Below are 16,394 nucleotides of genomic sequence, written 5' to 3' on the forward strand. Positions count from 1 at the left end.
ATGAACAAAAGAATCCCTTGCCTAGATCTTCAAGGCCAACACCAACCTATAAAGGAAGAAATATTTGCAGCTTTTGAAAAAGTATACGCTAAAACAGCTTTTTCTGGCGGCCCATTTGTAGAAGAATTTGAGAAATCGTTCGCTGAATATGTAGATACCACATTTGCTATTGGTGTAAGCAACGGCACAACCGCATTGCAATTAGCCATGTTGGCATTGAATATAGGCCCAGGAGATGAAGTAATTATGCCAGCAAATACATTTATTGCTACTGCTTGGGGTGCCTCACATGTTGGTGCAACACCTGTATTTGTGGATTGCGATGCCGATACCTGGGAAATTGATGCTAATAAGATTGAACAAGCGATTACCAGTAAAACTAAAGCAGTAATTGGGGTACATCTTTATGGTCAACCTTTTGATATTGATGCAGTTAAAGCTATTTGTGACAAGCATGGTATTTTCTTAGTAGAAGATGCAGCTCAGGCTCAGGGCGCCCGTTATAAAGGAAAAACAGTTGGTTCTTTTGGAGAAATGGCCTGCTATAGTTTTTATCCAGGGAAAAATTTAGGTGCTTGTGGTGAGGCAGGTGGTATTACAACCAATAACGAGGCTTATAAAACACATTTGCACTCTTTGAGAAACCATGGCTGTTCTGTAAGATACTATCACGATGAAATTGGATATAACTATAGAATGGGTGGCTTAGAAGGAGCTTCTTTATCCGTTAAACTTAAATATCTTGAAGGTTGGAATAACAGAAGGCGAAAGATCTCATTAAGATATCAGCAGGAAATATCCAATCCGAAAATCAAAATGCAATCTAAACCCGAATGGGCAGATGGAGTTTACCATATTTTTGTGGTAACTACAGAAGATAAGTCCAAATTCGTTGCGCATTTAGCTGAAAATGGAATTGATGCTGCATTTCATTACCCTGTTCCTTGCCATCTACAAAAAGCATACTCAAATTTAAACTATAAAGAAGGCGATTTTCCTAATTCTGAGTACCTGGCATCACATTGTGTTTCACTTCCTATGTTTGCAGAATTGACGGACGAAGAGGTAGAAAAAGTTATCACTGTGGTTAATAATTACTAAATATGAGAATTGCAATAATTGGAGCGGATGAGTTGGGGAAATTAATTGCTTATCACGCAATTGAAGATTCTGGTTATGAAGTTGTAGGCTATTATGACGATTTCAAAACCAATACTTCATTTGACGGTTATCCAATTTTAGGGAAAACGGGGTCTGTTATCAAAGATTTTGAAGCCGGAAAGTTCGATAAAATCATTATTGCTATTGGTTATAATCATATGGATGCAAGAGCATCTATATTTGAAACTTTTAAAAATAAAATCCCTTTTGCAAATATCATTCATTCATCAGCTTACATCGATAAGCAATGTAAGCTTGGTGAAGGGATTTTTATTCTTCCCAAGGTTGCAGTAGATATGGGGACAGAAATCGATGATAACGTTCTACTCAACACTGGAACAATTGTTGCTCATCACACAAAGATCGGAAAACATAGCTTTGTTGCGCCAGGTGTACATTTCGCTGGATTAATCAATGTTGGAGAGAAATGTTTTATTGGAATCGGTGCTATTATAAAGGACTGTATTACTATTGAAAATTCTTCTGTTATAGGCGCCGGATCATTGGTGCTGAAGGATACTGAAAAGCACTCAGTGTCTATTGGTTCTCCAGCAAAAATTATCAAATACAAACAATAATGAAAAAAAACATATTAGTAACAGCTGTTGGTGGTCGCAGTGTTGGATCTGGTGTTCTTCACGCGTTGACAAGGTGTTCCCCAGAAGTTAAAAATCGGTGGAACGTGATTGGCGCGGATGCAGAATCATTTGCTTGGGGTTTGTACAAAACACCTTCAAGCACGCTTTTGCCTTTGGCCAATTCAGCAGATTACATTGATTCGGTAATCAAAGCTGTTCATCAATTTAAAATCGATGCTATCATTCCTGGTTCCGAAGCTGAGGCCAGCGTTTTGTCGCAAAACAAAGATAAATTTGATGCTCCCATTATAGCCAATTCATTTAACCTGATGCCGCTCATGATGGATAAGTTTGCTACGACAAACAAGTTGGTTGAATTGGGCCTGCCAACTATCCCTATGCGAAAAATTGAAGATTGGGAGTCAGCTGTTAGCGAATTTGGATTCCCATTGATTGTGAAACCGACAACCGGTACAGGGGGCTCAAAAGGTGTTTCTTTATGTACAACATTAGTTGAGTTAAAGACGATAATACAAAACTTACCTGTAAATTCAGGATACTGCGTACAACCTTTAATTGGTTCTGATGATGAAGAATATACTGTTGGGATTCTATCGGATAAAAATGGAAATTTAGTTGATAGTATTGTGATGAAAAGAAAGTTAATCGGACTATCCCTATTAGATACCAAAATTGTTAATGATCAGAAGCTGAGTATTTCAACTGGATATTCTCAAGGCTTTTTTATAAAACATAAACAAGTGCAGGAATTCTGCGAAAAGCTTTCTGCTAATTTGGAAAGTAAAGGCCCACTCAACATTCAATTAAGAATTCATAAAGGTGAGATATACGTTTTCGAAATACATCCGAGATTTTCGGGAACTACTACAATGAGAGCCGATGTTGGATTTAATGAACCCGATATCTTGCTTAGAAACTATTTATTTGGAGAAACATTTTCCAGGTTAGATTATCAATATAATGTGGCGGCCATTAGAGCTTTCGAACATGTAATCGTACCCATAGACCAAATGTTATAATGAGCGGTAATAAAGTTTTTCTTACTGGGGCTACAGGGTTAGTGGGAACCTCACTAACTCATGCTTTGTTGTCGAATGGCTTCCACCTAACAGCAACCTCTAGGGTGGAGAAAGCAAATACAGATCGCATACACTGGGTTAAGAATAACTTTAAAGATTTAGATTTAAATTTACGTAAATATCTCGCAAATATCGATATTATAATCCACAATGGAGCCGCCATAAATAATGGCAAAACGATTGAGGAAATCGATGAATTAAATTTCGTTAATATTGAGTTTACTAAAAAACTGTTAAATGCAGCTTCTGAGTTTGATATTAAAAAAATTATTTTTACCAGTAGCTTCAGCCTGATTCAGAAACCATTACCTGAATTAATTACCGAAACTACAAAAGTTGAGGCCGGTACCCCATACTCAAAATCAAAGTATATTGCTGAAGAACTTTTGCATGAGCACGCGCAGAAATATAATAGAAACTATAGCATTTGTCGAATTTCGAGTCCTGTTAGCTTTGATGTAGATTTAATGCCAGATACTGTGGTTAAAAGGTGGATTTCACAATCAAAGGCAAAGCAATCTTTACAAATTTATGGCAAGGGCCAGCGTCGACAGGATTTTGTTTCTGTGATGGATATTGCTCAAGCCTATATAAAATGCATTACTAACCTGAATGCAAGTGGAACCTTTAACATTGCTTCAGGAAGTACCATTTCTATGACCGAGTTGGCAATGATTATCAGTAATCACTTTGGGAACGATTATTTTTATGGTAATCAGGATGTGGATGAGAACGATAAATGGAATATTTCAATTGAGAAAGCGAAACAACAATTAGGTTATAGTCCCAAATATTCTTCAGCAGAACTGATTTCGACGCTTTTAAACAATTTGAATTCATGAACGTTGCTATTATAAGTGATATTCATTCCAATCATTTTGCTCTTAAGGCAGTATTGGATGAATTTGATAAATATGAGATTAGAAAGTTAATTATCCTGGGAGATATATTTGGTTACTATCCTTGGGCGGTGGAAACATTTAGTTTGCTGGAACCTTACCTTGAAAATGCGTATGTGATCAAGGGAAATCATGATGAGTTATTATTGGAAGATGTAGCGCCTACACCGCCTCCGAGTTATTGGGATGCAGCAAAACAAAATGAAATAGAACTTAAAAGCAAAAAACCAGATGCGCTATTATGGCTAGATCGCTTGTCGTATTCAACAGAATTTAAATTAGAAAATATCCATTTTCGGCTGTACCATGGAACACCAGACGATCCAAAAATGGGAAGATATTATCCAGATGATTCTAAGGCTTACGATTGGGATATTAAAAGGAATGAAATCATGCTTTTAGGTCACACCCATTACCCTCTGTTAAGAGAAAGCAATAATGGTGTAATATTTAATCCAGGATCGGTTGGGCAACCCAGAGATGGAAATCCTATGCCTTCTTGGGGAATCTTCGACACCGAAAAAAAGATTTTCAAATTTGTACGAACAAAATATGATAATTTTGCAGTAATGAATATCCTTTCAGAATTGAATTGGGAAAGCAAGGCAATATTATCCTTAAATAAAAATAAAGTAAATAATTTTTAAATATTGATTATGAATGAAATAAGCGGGTATAAAATTTTAGTAACTGGTGGAGCCGGCTTTATTGGGTCGCATTTAACGGATTATTTATTGTCTCTTGGAAACGAAGTTGTAGTGATAGATAACCTTGTTAATGGTAATTTACAAAATCTCAATGAAGCAACTAAAAATGATAAATTCAGGTTCATTGAAGGAGATATCCTGTCTAAAACTGATTGTGACCAGGCATGCAAGAATGTTGATTTCGTTTTTCATTTGGCTTGTTTAGGTGTAAGACACTCATTGCATAGTCCTTTTGAAAATCATCGTGTTAATGCTGAGGGAACGCTGAACATGCTTGAGGCTGCAAGAAGCAATGCTATAAAGCACTTTTTCTATATTTCTACTTCTGAAATTTACGGTAGAACTACCAGTTTCCCTATCGATGAAAATGCAGCAACAATTCCGCTTACGGTATACGGATCTTCAAAACTTGTGGGAGAGCACTATGCACATTCATATAGAGAGTGTTTTGCACTTAACTCTACAGTGCTAAGAATATTTAATAATTATGGCCCCAGAGCTCATTATGAGGGCGATGCAGGAGAAGTAATTCCTAGATCAATTGTGCGAATTCTCAATGATGAGCAACCCATAGTTTTTGGAAAAGGCGATGTAACCCGAGACTTTTATTTCGTGAAAGATACAGCTGCTACTTTGGCTTCTTTAATTCCTCTTAGAAATGAATTAACCGGTGTAACGCTTAACATTGGAACTGGTAAAGAAATAGCGATGAAAGATTTGCTGGAAAAATTACTTATTGGAATGGATAAAAAGGATCTTGGAATTAAATTTTTACCTGATAGACCTGCTGATGTACCTCGTTTATGGGTGGATAACTCCAAATTCAAACAAATGGTTAATTTTGTGCCTCAATATTCTTTCGAGGCAGGATTAGCCGAAACGATTAACTATTACAAAGAGCTATCAGCACAAAAAAATCTACTATCAGAAGTTCAAGACACTAATTGGCAATAATATGATTCCTATAGCAAAACCTTATATAACAAAGGATGAAGCACAAGCTGCTTATGATACTATTTTGACGGGCTGGATTACTCAGGGACCGCGTGTTGCAGAATTTGAAACACAATTTGCTGATTATGTAGGCTCAAAGTTTGCTGTGGCAGTTTCTAACTGTACAACCGCGTTGCATTTATCTATGATTGTTGCGGGTATAGGTCCTGGAGATGAAGTAATTTGCCCGTCAATGACTTATATTGCTACTGCTAATAGTATTAAATATGTTGGTGCAACTCCTGTTTTTGCAGAAGTTAATCCAGAAACTTATAACCTGGATGTAGCTGATGCTGAAAGCAAAATTACCCCTAAAACAAAAGCCATTTTGCTGGTTCATCAGATTGGAATGCCCGCTGATATTGATGCTTTCAAAACCTTATGCAATAAATATAGTTTGGAATTAATCGAGGATGCCGCATGTGCAATTGGCTCTTCTTATCATGATGCGAAAATAGGAAGTCATTCAAACTTGGTTTGTTTTTCTTTCCATCCCAGAAAGGTTATCTCAACAGGTGATGGTGGAATGATAACGACAAATAGAGAAGATTTCTATGAGCGGTTAAAGTTATTAAGACAACATGGTATGTCTATCAATGATAGAATTAGACACGAGTCTAAAACTGTTGTTTATGAAGATCACCTTGAAGTGGGATTTAATTATAGACTAACCGATATTCAGGCAGCAATTGGAATTAATCAATTGAATAAATTAGACTGGATTGTTTCAGAACGAAGGAAAATTGCTGATAAATTTTTCCAGGAGTTAAAAGAAATAGAGTGTGTCAGGCTTCCATTTGAAGAAGATGGTTACTTTAGTAACTATCAGTCATTTTCTATCTTCTTAAAGGAGGATGCTCCAATTGAAAGAAACGAATTAATGTCCAGAATGCTGGCTGATGGTATTGCGACCCGCAGAGGGGTGATGAATATTCACCGCGAAACCGCTTACAAAACGGAATATGCTTCGGTTCAACTTCCGGTATCAGAAATGGCAGCAGATAGATCCATTATTATCCCGCTGTATGTTCCGATGGAAGATGCAGAAATTAACATAGTAATTAGTACATTAAAAAAATATCTTCAGCCTGTAGCTGAAATAAAATAAATTAATAACATTAGCATGAAAGACAACTTTCAAATCTGCAGTCGATGTATATATGACTCTAGGGTACCCAATATCAGTTTTGATGAAGAGGGAGTCTGTAATTATTGCCATCAGGTAACAGGATTAGAAGAAACTTTTAAAACTGGAACTCCAGAGGGAGAGGCAGAATTGCAAAAGATTTTTGCTCAGATCAAAGAAGAGAGTAAGAATAAAAAATACGACTGTATTGTTGGGGTAAGTGGTGGAACTGATTCATCATATCTGTTAATAAAAGCATTAGAATGGGGCTTAAGGCCGCTAGCTGTGCATTATGATAATACCTGGAATTCGGCAATTGCAACTGAAAATATTCGAAAGGTAACCTCTACTCTTAATGTAGACCTGTATACTTATGTAGTGGATAATAAAGAGGCTGACGATATTTTTAGATCATTTTTATTGGCTGGTGTTCCGGAATTTGACGCTTCTACTGACTTGGGCTTTGTTCAAACCTTAAGGAAGGCTGCGGCTAAGTACAACGTAAAATATATTCTGGAGGGTCATTCATTCAGGGAAGAAGGTGTTTCTCCTATTGGGAAGAACTATTTTGATGGGATGTACGTTAAAAGCATCCATGATAAATATGGTAAAGTAAAAATGAAAACCTATCCTTTAATGACCTTTTTTCAGTTTATGAAATGGACGTTGTTTTACAGGCAGAAATACATCAGACCGCTTTGGTATATTAATTATACTAAGGCTGATGCCAAAAAGGTATTGAAAGAGAAAACCGGTTGGGAGGATTATGGAGGCCATCACCTCGAAAATCGTTCCGCAGCCTATGTACATACCTTATATTTACCACATAAATTCAAAATGGACATGAGAAACCTTGCATTGGCTGCACTTGCCAGAACAGGTGGTATGCCAAGAGAGGAGGCTTTATTGAAATATAATTCTCCTATTGAGGAACCTGAAGGTCTGGAGGAATATGTTAAAAAAAGATTGAATATAAGCGATGAAGAATATGTAAAAATTATGAACGGACCTCAGAGATCGTTCAGAGATTTTAAAACGTATAAAAAAAGGTTCGAAAGATTAAGACCAATGTTTTACCTTTTAGCAAAAGTGAATATTATACCACGTAGTTTTTATTTAAAATATTGTTTCCCAATTAAGTAATGATTACCATTATCGATTATGGCATGGGCAATTTAGGATCTGTCCTGAATATGTTCAAAAAAGTTGGTGCTACAGCAAAAGTGTCCTCCGACCTTAATGAAATCAGTAAGGCTGAGAAAATATTGCTTCCTGGCGTTGGAGCCTTTGATACAGCCATGAGGAAAATTAATGAAGGAGAGCTGAAAGCTGTATTAGACCACAAAGCTTTGGTAGAGAAAGTTCCTGTATTGGGAATATGCCTTGGCATGCAACTATTAACAAACAATAGCGAAGAAGGTGAACTAGATGGTTTAGGGTGGATTGATGCCGAAACGCTTGATTTCAGCCATAGAATTGATAATGGACTTAAAGTGCCACATATGGGATGGAATATTGCAGAAATAAGCCAGGAAACACCGTTAACAAAAGATTATCAGGATGAGATCAGATTCTATTTTGTTCATTCTTATTTTGTTAAAGTTAAGGATGAAAAAAACTCAATGATGAAAACCCATTATGGTATTACTTATGATTCTGCCATTGTGAAGGATAATATTTTTGGAGCTCAATTTCACCCCGAAAAGAGCCATCGTTTCGGTATGCATCTGTTTAAAAATTTTAATCAATTGTAAATGTTAAGAACGCGAATTATTCCCTGTTTGCAACTAATTGATGAATCCCTGGTAAAAACTGTTAAGTTTGGTAATCAGGGCTACATCGGTGATCCTATCAATACCGTAAGGATTTTTAATGAACTCGAGGTTGATGAACTATGCTTTCTAGATATTAGAGCAACAATAGAGGGTAGGGAACCAAATTTTAAAATTCTGAAAGAAATTGCAGACGAGTGTTTCATGCCTTTGGCATATGGTGGCGGAATAAGTAAAGCTGCAGTTGCACAACAAATATTGGCCATGGGTTTTGAGAAAGTTGTTTTAAATACTGCAGCTTACTCTGATAAAGATCTGGTTAAGAAAATTGCAGAGCACTCAGGCAATCAAAGTGTAATTGGATCAATTGATGTAAAAAAAAATTTTTGGGGGAAATACCAGGTATTTATTAATGATGGAACCAAAAAGGTTGATATTGATGTGGTTGCCTGGGCACAGGAGTTAGAAGCGCTTGGTGCAGGTGAATTACTCATTACCTCCATGGATAAGGATGGAACATGGTCTGGATATGATAATGATCTTATTAAATTAGTATCTGGTTCAGTACGCGTTCCTGTGATAGCAAATGGTGGCGCAGGAAACGTTTCACATATTGGAGAAGTAGTAAAAAATGCAGGTGCATCCGCTGTTGCAGTCGGAAGTATGGTCGTTTATCAGAAAAAGGATATGGGGGTACTTGTTAACTTTCCGGATAAACAGTCTATCTTGAATGTACTATGATTCACAATGGTAATATTCGTATTGCATTGATTTGCAATATGAACAATATGTTTAGTTCTGTTTGTAAATATTTAATTGATAGTGGATACGATGCTCATTTGTTTCAGTACAATACGCATCCTTCACATTTTGATGGTAGGGCTGATAGCTTTGGGAATATTCTTGATAATCGAATTCATATCATAAATTGGACATCTCCTGGCCAGTTGCTAACTTACTCAACGGATAAGATTAAAACGCTATTACATGATTTTGACTTTATTATAGCGTGTGGAACTACTCCTGCATTTCTTTCTAAGGCAGGAATTAAATTAGACTTGTTTATTCCTTATGGATCTGACATCTATACCTATCCTTTTTTTGAGTTCACTTATAATCCAATTTATATGTTCAAAAAGCTGTATTTTCAGTATCATCAAAGAAATGGTATCCGAAATGCAGTTTCCTTTATGATGGAAAAGCAGATTGATTGGGTAGAGAAAAAGGCAAAATCTCTCAGAATCAAAGGTGATAGATTTAACACGTCTATACCAATGGTTCATCTGCCCACTTATGAAAATATAACCCCGAATGAGCTAAATAACCTTTCGTTCTATAACAAATACCTGGATATTAGAGCGGCACAAGATTTGGTAATATTTCATCATTCAAGACATTCATGGAAGAATCCGCAAGATAAATTTGAACTTAAAGGAAATAATATTCTTTTTAAAGGTTTTGCTGATTTTCTCAAACAAAATGCAAATATAAAAGCTTGCATTGTTACACTGGAATATGGTAATGAGGTTGACGAATCGAAAGCATTAATTAAAGAATTAGGGATAGAGGAAAATGTTTATTGGATGCCTAAGCAAGATCGTAAAGAGTTAATGATGGGGATATCACTATGTGACTTTGTTGTTGGAGAGCTCTATAATAGCTTTAATTTGTATGGTGTAACTACCGAGGCTCTTCAAATGGGGAAACCCATTATGCAAAAGCGTATCGATGAGGAATTTACTAATGACTATAATACTTTACATCCCATTATCTATGCAGATAGTGCTGAACAGGTTTCTGCTGGAATTACCTCGTATATTAAAAACCCCGGGTATTATCATCAACAAGGGATTGAAGGTAGAAAATGGTATACTAAGAATATACTAAATAAATTTTTGTCCATCATTGATAAATTGATTAAAGATAAACATGCCGTTGAATCTAAGGAATAATTATTCCCCAAATTATTTCGGATCACAAAAAAAACGGTATAAAGAATGAGCGAGGAAATTCAAAAGCTGAAATCGTCAACTACTTTAGGGAAGTTTCGGTTATTATTAAAAGATTCTTTCGTATTTGGTGGATTGAGTGCATTCACTAAGTTTTTTTCACTTTTTTTAACGCCAATTTTGACTAGGTTGTTAAGTAAAGATCAATATGGAAGTATGGATATCTTAAATCCTATATTAGGTATCGCTGCCACGTTGATCATTTGTGGGATGGATAGTGCTGTTGCTAGATTTTACTACGCCACAGAGGATAACAATGAAAGAAAAAAAATAATCAGCGGAGGTTTTTGTGTGCAATTTTCACTGAATATAATTATTTGTACCCTCCTGTTCTTTTTTAAGACAACATTGTTAAAAACATATCTTGGAGATAGTTATCATCCGGTCCAAGAATCATATATGAATATGATAATTTGTATCATATTTTTTTCTACACCTATTAGATATGCTCAGAACCTCCTTATCTGGATTTTTAAGCGAAAACATTATGTAATATTGTCTGCAGGGTTTATTGTATCCAATTTTATCGGTATGATTGCTGCCATTTACTGGTGTCAGGATAAACTGTTAGGGGTATTTTTAGGGCAGGTAGTTCCTGCAATTGTATTTGCCTGTGTTGCCATTTTCTTTATTAAAGATTATTTTGTTTTAGAAATAGGCAAAAAAATATTGATTCCAATGCTAAAGTATGGGGCTCCATTATTAATTGTGGCGTTTATCCCCGCATTGGTACCTTCATTAGACCGTTATACGATCAATAAATTTTTGGGGTTAGCAGATGTTGCCAGTTACGGAATCGGTTATCGCGTCGCATCTTTAATAGCCATTCCAATTATGAGCATTAATACTGCTATGGGGCCATTCATGCTTGCTTTACACAAGGAAGAAGGTGCTGAGAAATTATTTAATTTGATCGCATATTGCATTATTATCATCATTTCGCTACTTATTATGGTTATGGTAATCCTTGCACCATTTATAATCACTACTTTGGCAACTTCCGCATATCTGCCCGGTTTGATTGTAGTTGTTCCCCTAAGCTTTTATTTTTTAATTGAAATGTTAAGGTCGATTAGTGCTGTAGGTATCGATCTGTCAATGAAAACCTACTGGAATTTAATACTATATCCAATAGCAATCTGCTTTCTATATGTTGTATTGAGACTTTTAACTCCCAGATTTGGAATAGTTGGGGCGGCTAATGCACTCGCAATTTCATCATTATTCAATTTTTTAATCTTTACTTTTGTTGGCACCCGGTTATATCCATTTCGGTATAATGTTTTGAAGAAGGTGCTCATGTTATTTTTAGGGTACTATTTGGCTTTAATTATGCTCAATTTTGGCAGTATGTATTATTTCAGTATAGCGCTAGTTATCTTATTAAGCTTTATAATTGTTTCTTATTTTATATTTCTATCCAGTGAAGATCGCCGTCAATTGCTATCAGTAATAAAACAAAGATTTCAACAGAAATTATGAAAATAGCATTCTTTATATTTCATCTGCGCAGTGGTGGCGCAGAAAGAGTGATGACAACGCTTGCAAACGACTTTGCAAAACTTAATCATGAAGTAGTTATCTACACTGTAGTAGAAGAAGAATCTTTCTATGCCTTAAATGATTTGGTTAAGCATGTGAAACTCGGCATTGGCGTACGGAATTTCTTACAGAAAACAAATATGATTACTCAAATCATAAAACTCTTCAATCATTTAAAAAGAAACAAGCCTGATGTGCTTATTTCTTTTATTGACAGAAATAATCTCATGGCCACGACTGTAGGTAAATTATTAGGGATACCTGTGATTATTTCTGAACGATCAAATCCGGAGAAATATGATTTTAATGCAATGATGCTTTTTGGTTTTAAACGCTTATACCAAAAGGCCAATGCCATTGTTCTACAGACTAAGGCTGTTGCACGATCATTTGAAAAAATGAATATCATACTTCCTAGAAAAGAAGTGATCCCAAACCCGTTGGAGCCTTCTTTTCTCGAGAATTTAGATACCTTACAAAAAGAGAATATCATTCTTTCTGTAGGAAGACTTTCTGTAGAAAAAGGGCATGACATCTTGTTAAAAGCAGCTGTTAATTCTTGTTTGGAGAATTGGAAGATTGTTATAGTTGGTGATGGACCTCTCATGAATGATTATCGGCACTTTATAGCAGAAAATGGACTCGTAGGAAAGATTGAGTTACTGGGACGGAAGACAGATGTAATTAATTATTATAGTAAAGCAAAAATATTTGTTTTACCTTCAAGGTTTGAAGGGTTTCCTAACGCTATACTTGAAGCCATGGCAAGAGGCTGTGCTGTGGTGGCATCTAACTGTGATTATGGACCTTCTGAAATTATCAAGCATGAGATAAATGGTATACTCTTTGAAATGGGAGATGCAGAAGCATTAACAGCTAGTTTAAACAAATTGATTTTAGACGAAGGACTTGTTACAAAATATTCTCAAGCTGCTAGTTCAGATGCGGAACGGTACAATACAAGTAAAATTAGTACTCAATGGTTGCAGGTCGTAAGTAGCATAGTAAAATGAGAGAGATAGAAGAAGTGATACCTTTTATAGTTAGTACAATAATGATGTGTTTGTTTTCTACAGTCATCTTATATATCAACACAAAAAGGCTTTCATATTCATTTATTATTTCTGTTACCAAATATTTGATCTGCGCGGTTTATTTCTTAATCTGGAGTAATTTTAGTCCTATTGTTCTACTTGATGATCAAACATATTATGATCAATCAAAAGTCATTTTCGAACAGTCAAAGGGATCTGTAGCTTACTTATTTAGTTTCGAAAATATTGCTTACATTGCTTCACTCGCCGGAGGTACCCATTTCGGGTATTATATTTATAATTTTCTTTCTTTTTTCTTGTTCGGGCAACATTATTACTCGCCAGTACTTTTGAATATTTTTTTCTCGGTAGTTACTGCTATCATCCTTTACAAAACATTATTAATGGTTGGGATCGAAAAAAAATTCGCTATGTTTTTTCTGGTTTTCTTTTCTTTACACTGGGATTTAGTCACTTGGTCTAGCTTCATAAATCTGAAAGACATATTAGTTTTATTCTTTACCGTGTGGGCTTTAAATTGTCTGATACAGTTAAGATATAAGAACAAAATTCTGATTCCGGCTATAAGTTTATTTTTAATCGCGGGCGTTCTACTTTTCTTCCGTTTTTATATGGTTTATTTCCTTGTTGTCACAGGTATTATCTATTTTATAGTGTTGCAAATGTATCGGATTAAGTCAAGGTGGCTTAGGTTGTCTATCAGGTTTTTGATATTGATTTTATTACCAATAGCTTTTTATATTACTTTTATCAGGTTATTTTCAAGTTCTCTTGCAGATATAGGAGGTACAACAAATGTTGTAGTAGGTTTTATACGATTTATCTTAACCCCTTTCCCTCTTACTATCGAAGAAAACTACTCTTTTTTACTAATGAGCTCTCTCTTGCACTGGTTTTTTTTACCTTTGTTGTTTTACGGCTTTTATCTTTTCTTAAAGAGATATTTTTTGTCGCTTATGCCATTGCTAATTCTTTCATTATTGCTTTGCGTCTTTTATGGTTCATTTGCTGAATTGCAAGGTCCGCGACATCGAATAATATTACTTTATTTTATTACTTTACTACAAGCATTGTCAATTTTTGAAGTGCTCAAAATTTTAATTAAACACCCTAAAAAATATGTGCGGAATATTTGGAACATCAATAAAATATAAGGAATCTGATGTTTTTGAAAGAAAACTACAGACAATGCATCAACGGGGCCCCGACTACAGTACTTATTTCGAAGTGGGGCAAGGTATTGTTTTTGGTCATAACAGGCTTGCAATAGTTGATTTGGATAGTAGATCTAATCAGCCATTCGTTTATGAGCATGTTTCGATTGTATTTAATGGGGAGATCTATAACTTTCTTGAGCTAAAAGACGATTTGCTGAAAAAGGGATATTCTTTTAAAACGACTTCTGATACTGAAGTTGTGTGCGCTGCCTTTTTGGAATACGGACAAGACTGTGTTAACTACTTAAATGGTATGTTCGCCTTTGTTATCTATGACCCAACAAAGAATATTTTATTTGGCGCTAGAGATAGAATGGGGAAGAAACCATTTTACTATCATCTCAGCGAGGAGGGATTTGAATTTGCAAGTAAACTATCAGCGTTGGAGATAGGTAACGATTTTGAATTAGATAATGAATCATTAACCAAGTATCTTTATTGGAACTATATCCCAGAGCCTAAAACACCATACAAAAAAGTTTACAAGTTGCCTTCTGCAACAGCTTTTACCTATGATTTAGGAAATAAAATATTTCATACTTCTTTATATTGGGATCTTCCTAAAGTAAACGATATCAAATACACTTCTTTCGATAAGGCTAAAGAAGATTTAAAGGTTTTGCTGCAAGATGCCGTTGATAGAAGGATGATAGCAGATGTACCATTGGGGATTTTTCTTTCAGGAGGTATTGATTCGTCGTTAGTTGCAGCTATGGCCCAGAAAAATAGTGCTCAACCAGTCAAAACGTTTTCTGTTAAGTTTAACGAAAAAGGTTTTGACGAAAGCGTATATGCGAAAGAAGTAGCCACGAAGCTTGGAACAAATCACACTGAAATAGAGTGCTCATATTCTGAAGGGATTGAGCTGATTAAGAATTTTAGCGATTATTATGATGAACCATTTGCTGATTCTTCAGCCATACCTACTTTACTACTTTCAAAGCATACTAAAAAGGAAGTAACAGTTGCACTTTCTGGAGATGGCGGTGATGAGACTTTCATGGGATATAATATATACGATATAATTCTAAGAAGAAGTAAGATTTATAACATTCCTTTTTTCCTCAGAACTTCCATGTCATTTTTTCTAACTAAATTGCCATTTTATCGAGCCAAACTAATTGGAAAGGCATTAAAATTAAAAGATGTTAGAGCATTATATCTTTCATTTTACAATACATTAAATACAGATTGGGTTTTAGAGACTGAACAAGATCCATCCTATGTTGATTATTTAATGAACCCACGTAAAGATTTACTTGAAGCAATCTCTGATTTCGACACTAAAACTTTCTTGAATGGAGATTGCATAACAAAAGTTGAGCGGGCGAGTATGGCATTCTCTCTTGAAGTACGCTCTCCATTGTTGGATTATCGGATCGTAGAGTTTGCGAGGAAAATCCCAACCAACTATAAATATAGCGATTTTGGTAGTAAAAAGCATATTCTAAAGGAAGTTCTGTACGATTATTTACCTAAAGAAATATTTGATCGAAAAAAAACTGGTTTTAGCATGCCGTTAGGCATCTGGTTTAGAGGCGTATTAAAAGAATATGTTTTAGAAGTATTGACCAAGGAAAATATCGAAAAACTTAAGATAATAAATTACGAGCCATTTAAAGAACTACTCAATGATCATATGGAGGGCAAATGGGATCATACACCGAGAATTTGGAAAGTATTGATTTTGATTAATTGGCTAAATTCAAGAAAAAAATATATATGATAAAAAGAGTTTTAGACCTAATTTCATTTTGGACTAAGGGCGGGGTTGCCTATGCTCGCCGCATTGGAGTAGTAGTGGGGGATAACTGTAGAATTTATACAAGGCATTTTGGGAGCGACCCTTTTCTAATTACTATTGGCGATAGAGTTACAGTGACTGCTAACGTGCACTTTCTTACACATGATGGATCTCTATGTCTGTTTAGGGATGATAAAGGAAGAAGGTATAAATATCAACCTATAGAAATAGGAAATGATGTTTTTATTGGAATTAATTCTATCATTATGCCGGGAGTTAAAATTGACGATAAGGTTATTATAGCGGCAGGAAGTGTAGTAACTAAATCTGTTCCATCGGGATCGATAGTGGCAGGCGTTCCGGCAAAGATTATTGGCGATTTTGAAGATTTTAAACACAAATCTTTAAATGATTGCATTAGTCATAGAGATATAGACTTTAGTAAATCATACAAGGAACGAGTGCTTGAGGTGGTCTCTAACACTTATAAA

The 16,394-nt window shown here is 35.3% G+C and carries 14 protein-coding genes and 1 pseudogene; all 15 read left to right on the plus strand.

Annotation, left to right across the window (positions count from 1 at the left end):
• Nucleotides 1-1,101, plus strand: coding sequence for a DegT/DnrJ/EryC1/StrS family aminotransferase (locus ACQY77_RS13615; protein WP_421941602.1), 1,101 nt, complete (start codon nt 1-3; stop codon nt 1,099-1,101).
• A 2-nt stretch (nt 1,102-1,103) separates the two neighbouring features.
• Complete coding sequence (locus ACQY77_RS13620) at nt 1,104-1,739, plus strand: NeuD/PglB/VioB family sugar acetyltransferase (RefSeq protein ID WP_421941601.1); 636 nt, start codon at nt 1,104-1,106, stop codon at nt 1,737-1,739.
• Nucleotides 1,739-2,779, plus strand: coding sequence for an ATP-grasp domain-containing protein (locus tag ACQY77_RS13625; protein WP_421941600.1), 1,041 nt, complete (start codon nt 1,739-1,741; stop codon nt 2,777-2,779). Before ACQY77_RS13620 ends, ACQY77_RS13625 begins: the two co-directional genes overlap by 1 nt.
• Nucleotides 2,779-3,681: an NAD-dependent epimerase/dehydratase family protein gene (locus ACQY77_RS13630; RefSeq protein WP_421941599.1), complete on the plus strand. Its 903-nt coding sequence runs from the start codon at nt 2,779-2,781 to the stop codon at nt 3,679-3,681. Before ACQY77_RS13625 ends, ACQY77_RS13630 begins: the two co-directional genes overlap by 1 nt.
• Complete coding sequence (locus ACQY77_RS13635; RefSeq protein ID WP_421941598.1) at nt 3,678-4,385, plus strand: metallophosphoesterase family protein; 708 nt, start codon at nt 3,678-3,680, stop codon at nt 4,383-4,385. Before ACQY77_RS13630 ends, ACQY77_RS13635 begins: the two co-directional genes overlap by 4 nt.
• Nucleotides 4,386-4,394: 9 nt before the next feature.
• A complete protein-coding gene (locus ACQY77_RS13640; RefSeq protein ID WP_421941597.1) occupies nt 4,395-5,399 on the plus strand; it encodes a GDP-mannose 4,6-dehydratase in 1,005 nt (334 codons plus the stop codon).
• 1 nt (nt 5,400) lies between these two features.
• The gene (locus tag ACQY77_RS13645; protein ID WP_421941596.1) at nt 5,401-6,546 is read left to right on the plus strand and encodes a DegT/DnrJ/EryC1/StrS family aminotransferase; all 1,146 of its coding nucleotides are present in this window, start codon (nt 5,401-5,403) and stop codon (nt 6,544-6,546) included.
• A gap of 15 nt (nt 6,547-6,561) precedes the next feature.
• Entirely contained in the window at nt 6,562-7,707 is a 1,146-nt protein-coding gene (locus tag ACQY77_RS13650) for an N-acetyl sugar amidotransferase (RefSeq protein ID WP_421941595.1), read from the plus strand.
• Nucleotides 7,707-8,318 (plus strand): imidazole glycerol phosphate synthase subunit HisH, encoded by a 612-nt coding sequence (gene hisH, locus ACQY77_RS13655; RefSeq protein ID WP_421941594.1) that lies wholly within the window; start codon nt 7,707-7,709, stop codon nt 8,316-8,318. The genes ACQY77_RS13650 and hisH overlap by 1 nt, the downstream gene beginning before the upstream one ends.
• Nucleotides 8,319-9,077 carry an AglZ/HisF2 family acetamidino modification protein gene (locus ACQY77_RS13660; protein ID WP_421941593.1) on the plus strand — a complete coding sequence of 253 codons (759 nt, stop codon included), beginning with the start codon at nt 8,319-8,321 and terminating at the stop codon, nt 9,075-9,077. It begins immediately after the preceding gene.
• Complete coding sequence (locus ACQY77_RS13665; RefSeq protein ID WP_421941592.1) at nt 9,074-10,288, plus strand: glycosyltransferase; 1,215 nt, start codon at nt 9,074-9,076, stop codon at nt 10,286-10,288. Before ACQY77_RS13660 ends, ACQY77_RS13665 begins: the two co-directional genes overlap by 4 nt.
• A gap of 45 nt (nt 10,289-10,333) precedes the next feature.
• A complete protein-coding gene (locus ACQY77_RS13670) occupies nt 10,334-11,827 on the plus strand; it encodes a lipopolysaccharide biosynthesis protein (RefSeq protein ID WP_421941591.1) in 1,494 nt (497 codons plus the stop codon).
• Nucleotides 11,824-12,900, plus strand: coding sequence for a glycosyltransferase family 4 protein (locus ACQY77_RS13675; protein ID WP_421941590.1), 1,077 nt, complete (start codon nt 11,824-11,826; stop codon nt 12,898-12,900). Before ACQY77_RS13670 ends, ACQY77_RS13675 begins: the two co-directional genes overlap by 4 nt.
• Nucleotides 12,901-14,061: 1,161 nt before the next feature.
• Nucleotides 14,062-15,885, plus strand: coding sequence for an asparagine synthase (glutamine-hydrolyzing) (gene asnB, locus ACQY77_RS13680; protein WP_421941589.1), 1,824 nt, complete (start codon nt 14,062-14,064; stop codon nt 15,883-15,885).
• A gap of 242 nt (nt 15,886-16,127) precedes the next feature.
• A pseudogene (locus ACQY77_RS13685) lies at nt 16,128-16,277 on the plus strand (DapH/DapD/GlmU-related protein); the annotation flags it as partial.
• Between the last annotated feature and the right edge of the window lie 117 nt (nt 16,278-16,394).

The organism is Pedobacter sp., assembly GCF_965279535.1.
Taxonomy (GTDB): domain Bacteria; phylum Bacteroidota; class Bacteroidia; order Sphingobacteriales; family Sphingobacteriaceae; genus Pedobacter.

What these genes read in the sequence shown, in the direction of transcription:
- ACQY77_RS13615 (WP_421941602.1), top strand. Translation starts at nt 1, where the DNA reads ATGAACAAAAGAATCCCTTGCCTAGATCTTCAAGGCCAACACCAACCT.
- ACQY77_RS13630 (WP_421941599.1), top strand. Translation starts at nt 2,779, where the DNA reads ATGAGCGGTAATAAAGTTTTTCTTACTGGGGCTACAGGGTTAGTGGGA.
- ACQY77_RS13675 (WP_421941590.1), top strand. Translation starts at nt 11,824, where the DNA reads ATGAAAATAGCATTCTTTATATTTCATCTGCGCAGTGGTGGCGCAGAA.
- ACQY77_RS13620 (WP_421941601.1), top strand. Translation starts at nt 1,104, where the DNA reads ATGAGAATTGCAATAATTGGAGCGGATGAGTTGGGGAAATTAATTGCT.
- ACQY77_RS13625 (WP_421941600.1), top strand. Translation starts at nt 1,739, where the DNA reads ATGAAAAAAAACATATTAGTAACAGCTGTTGGTGGTCGCAGTGTTGGA.
- ACQY77_RS13650 (WP_421941595.1), top strand. Translation starts at nt 6,562, where the DNA reads ATGAAAGACAACTTTCAAATCTGCAGTCGATGTATATATGACTCTAGG.
- asnB (WP_421941589.1), top strand. Translation starts at nt 14,062, where the DNA reads ATGTGCGGAATATTTGGAACATCAATAAAATATAAGGAATCTGATGTT.
- ACQY77_RS13660 (WP_421941593.1), top strand. Translation starts at nt 8,319, where the DNA reads ATGTTAAGAACGCGAATTATTCCCTGTTTGCAACTAATTGATGAATCC.
- ACQY77_RS13635 (WP_421941598.1), top strand. Translation starts at nt 3,678, where the DNA reads ATGAACGTTGCTATTATAAGTGATATTCATTCCAATCATTTTGCTCTT.
- ACQY77_RS13645 (WP_421941596.1), top strand. Translation starts at nt 5,401, where the DNA reads ATGATTCCTATAGCAAAACCTTATATAACAAAGGATGAAGCACAAGCT.
- ACQY77_RS13640 (WP_421941597.1), top strand. Translation starts at nt 4,395, where the DNA reads ATGAATGAAATAAGCGGGTATAAAATTTTAGTAACTGGTGGAGCCGGC.
- ACQY77_RS13665 (WP_421941592.1), top strand. Translation starts at nt 9,074, where the DNA reads ATGATTCACAATGGTAATATTCGTATTGCATTGATTTGCAATATGAAC.
- hisH (WP_421941594.1), top strand. Translation starts at nt 7,707, where the DNA reads ATGATTACCATTATCGATTATGGCATGGGCAATTTAGGATCTGTCCTG.
- ACQY77_RS13670 (WP_421941591.1), top strand. Translation starts at nt 10,334, where the DNA reads ATGAGCGAGGAAATTCAAAAGCTGAAATCGTCAACTACTTTAGGGAAG.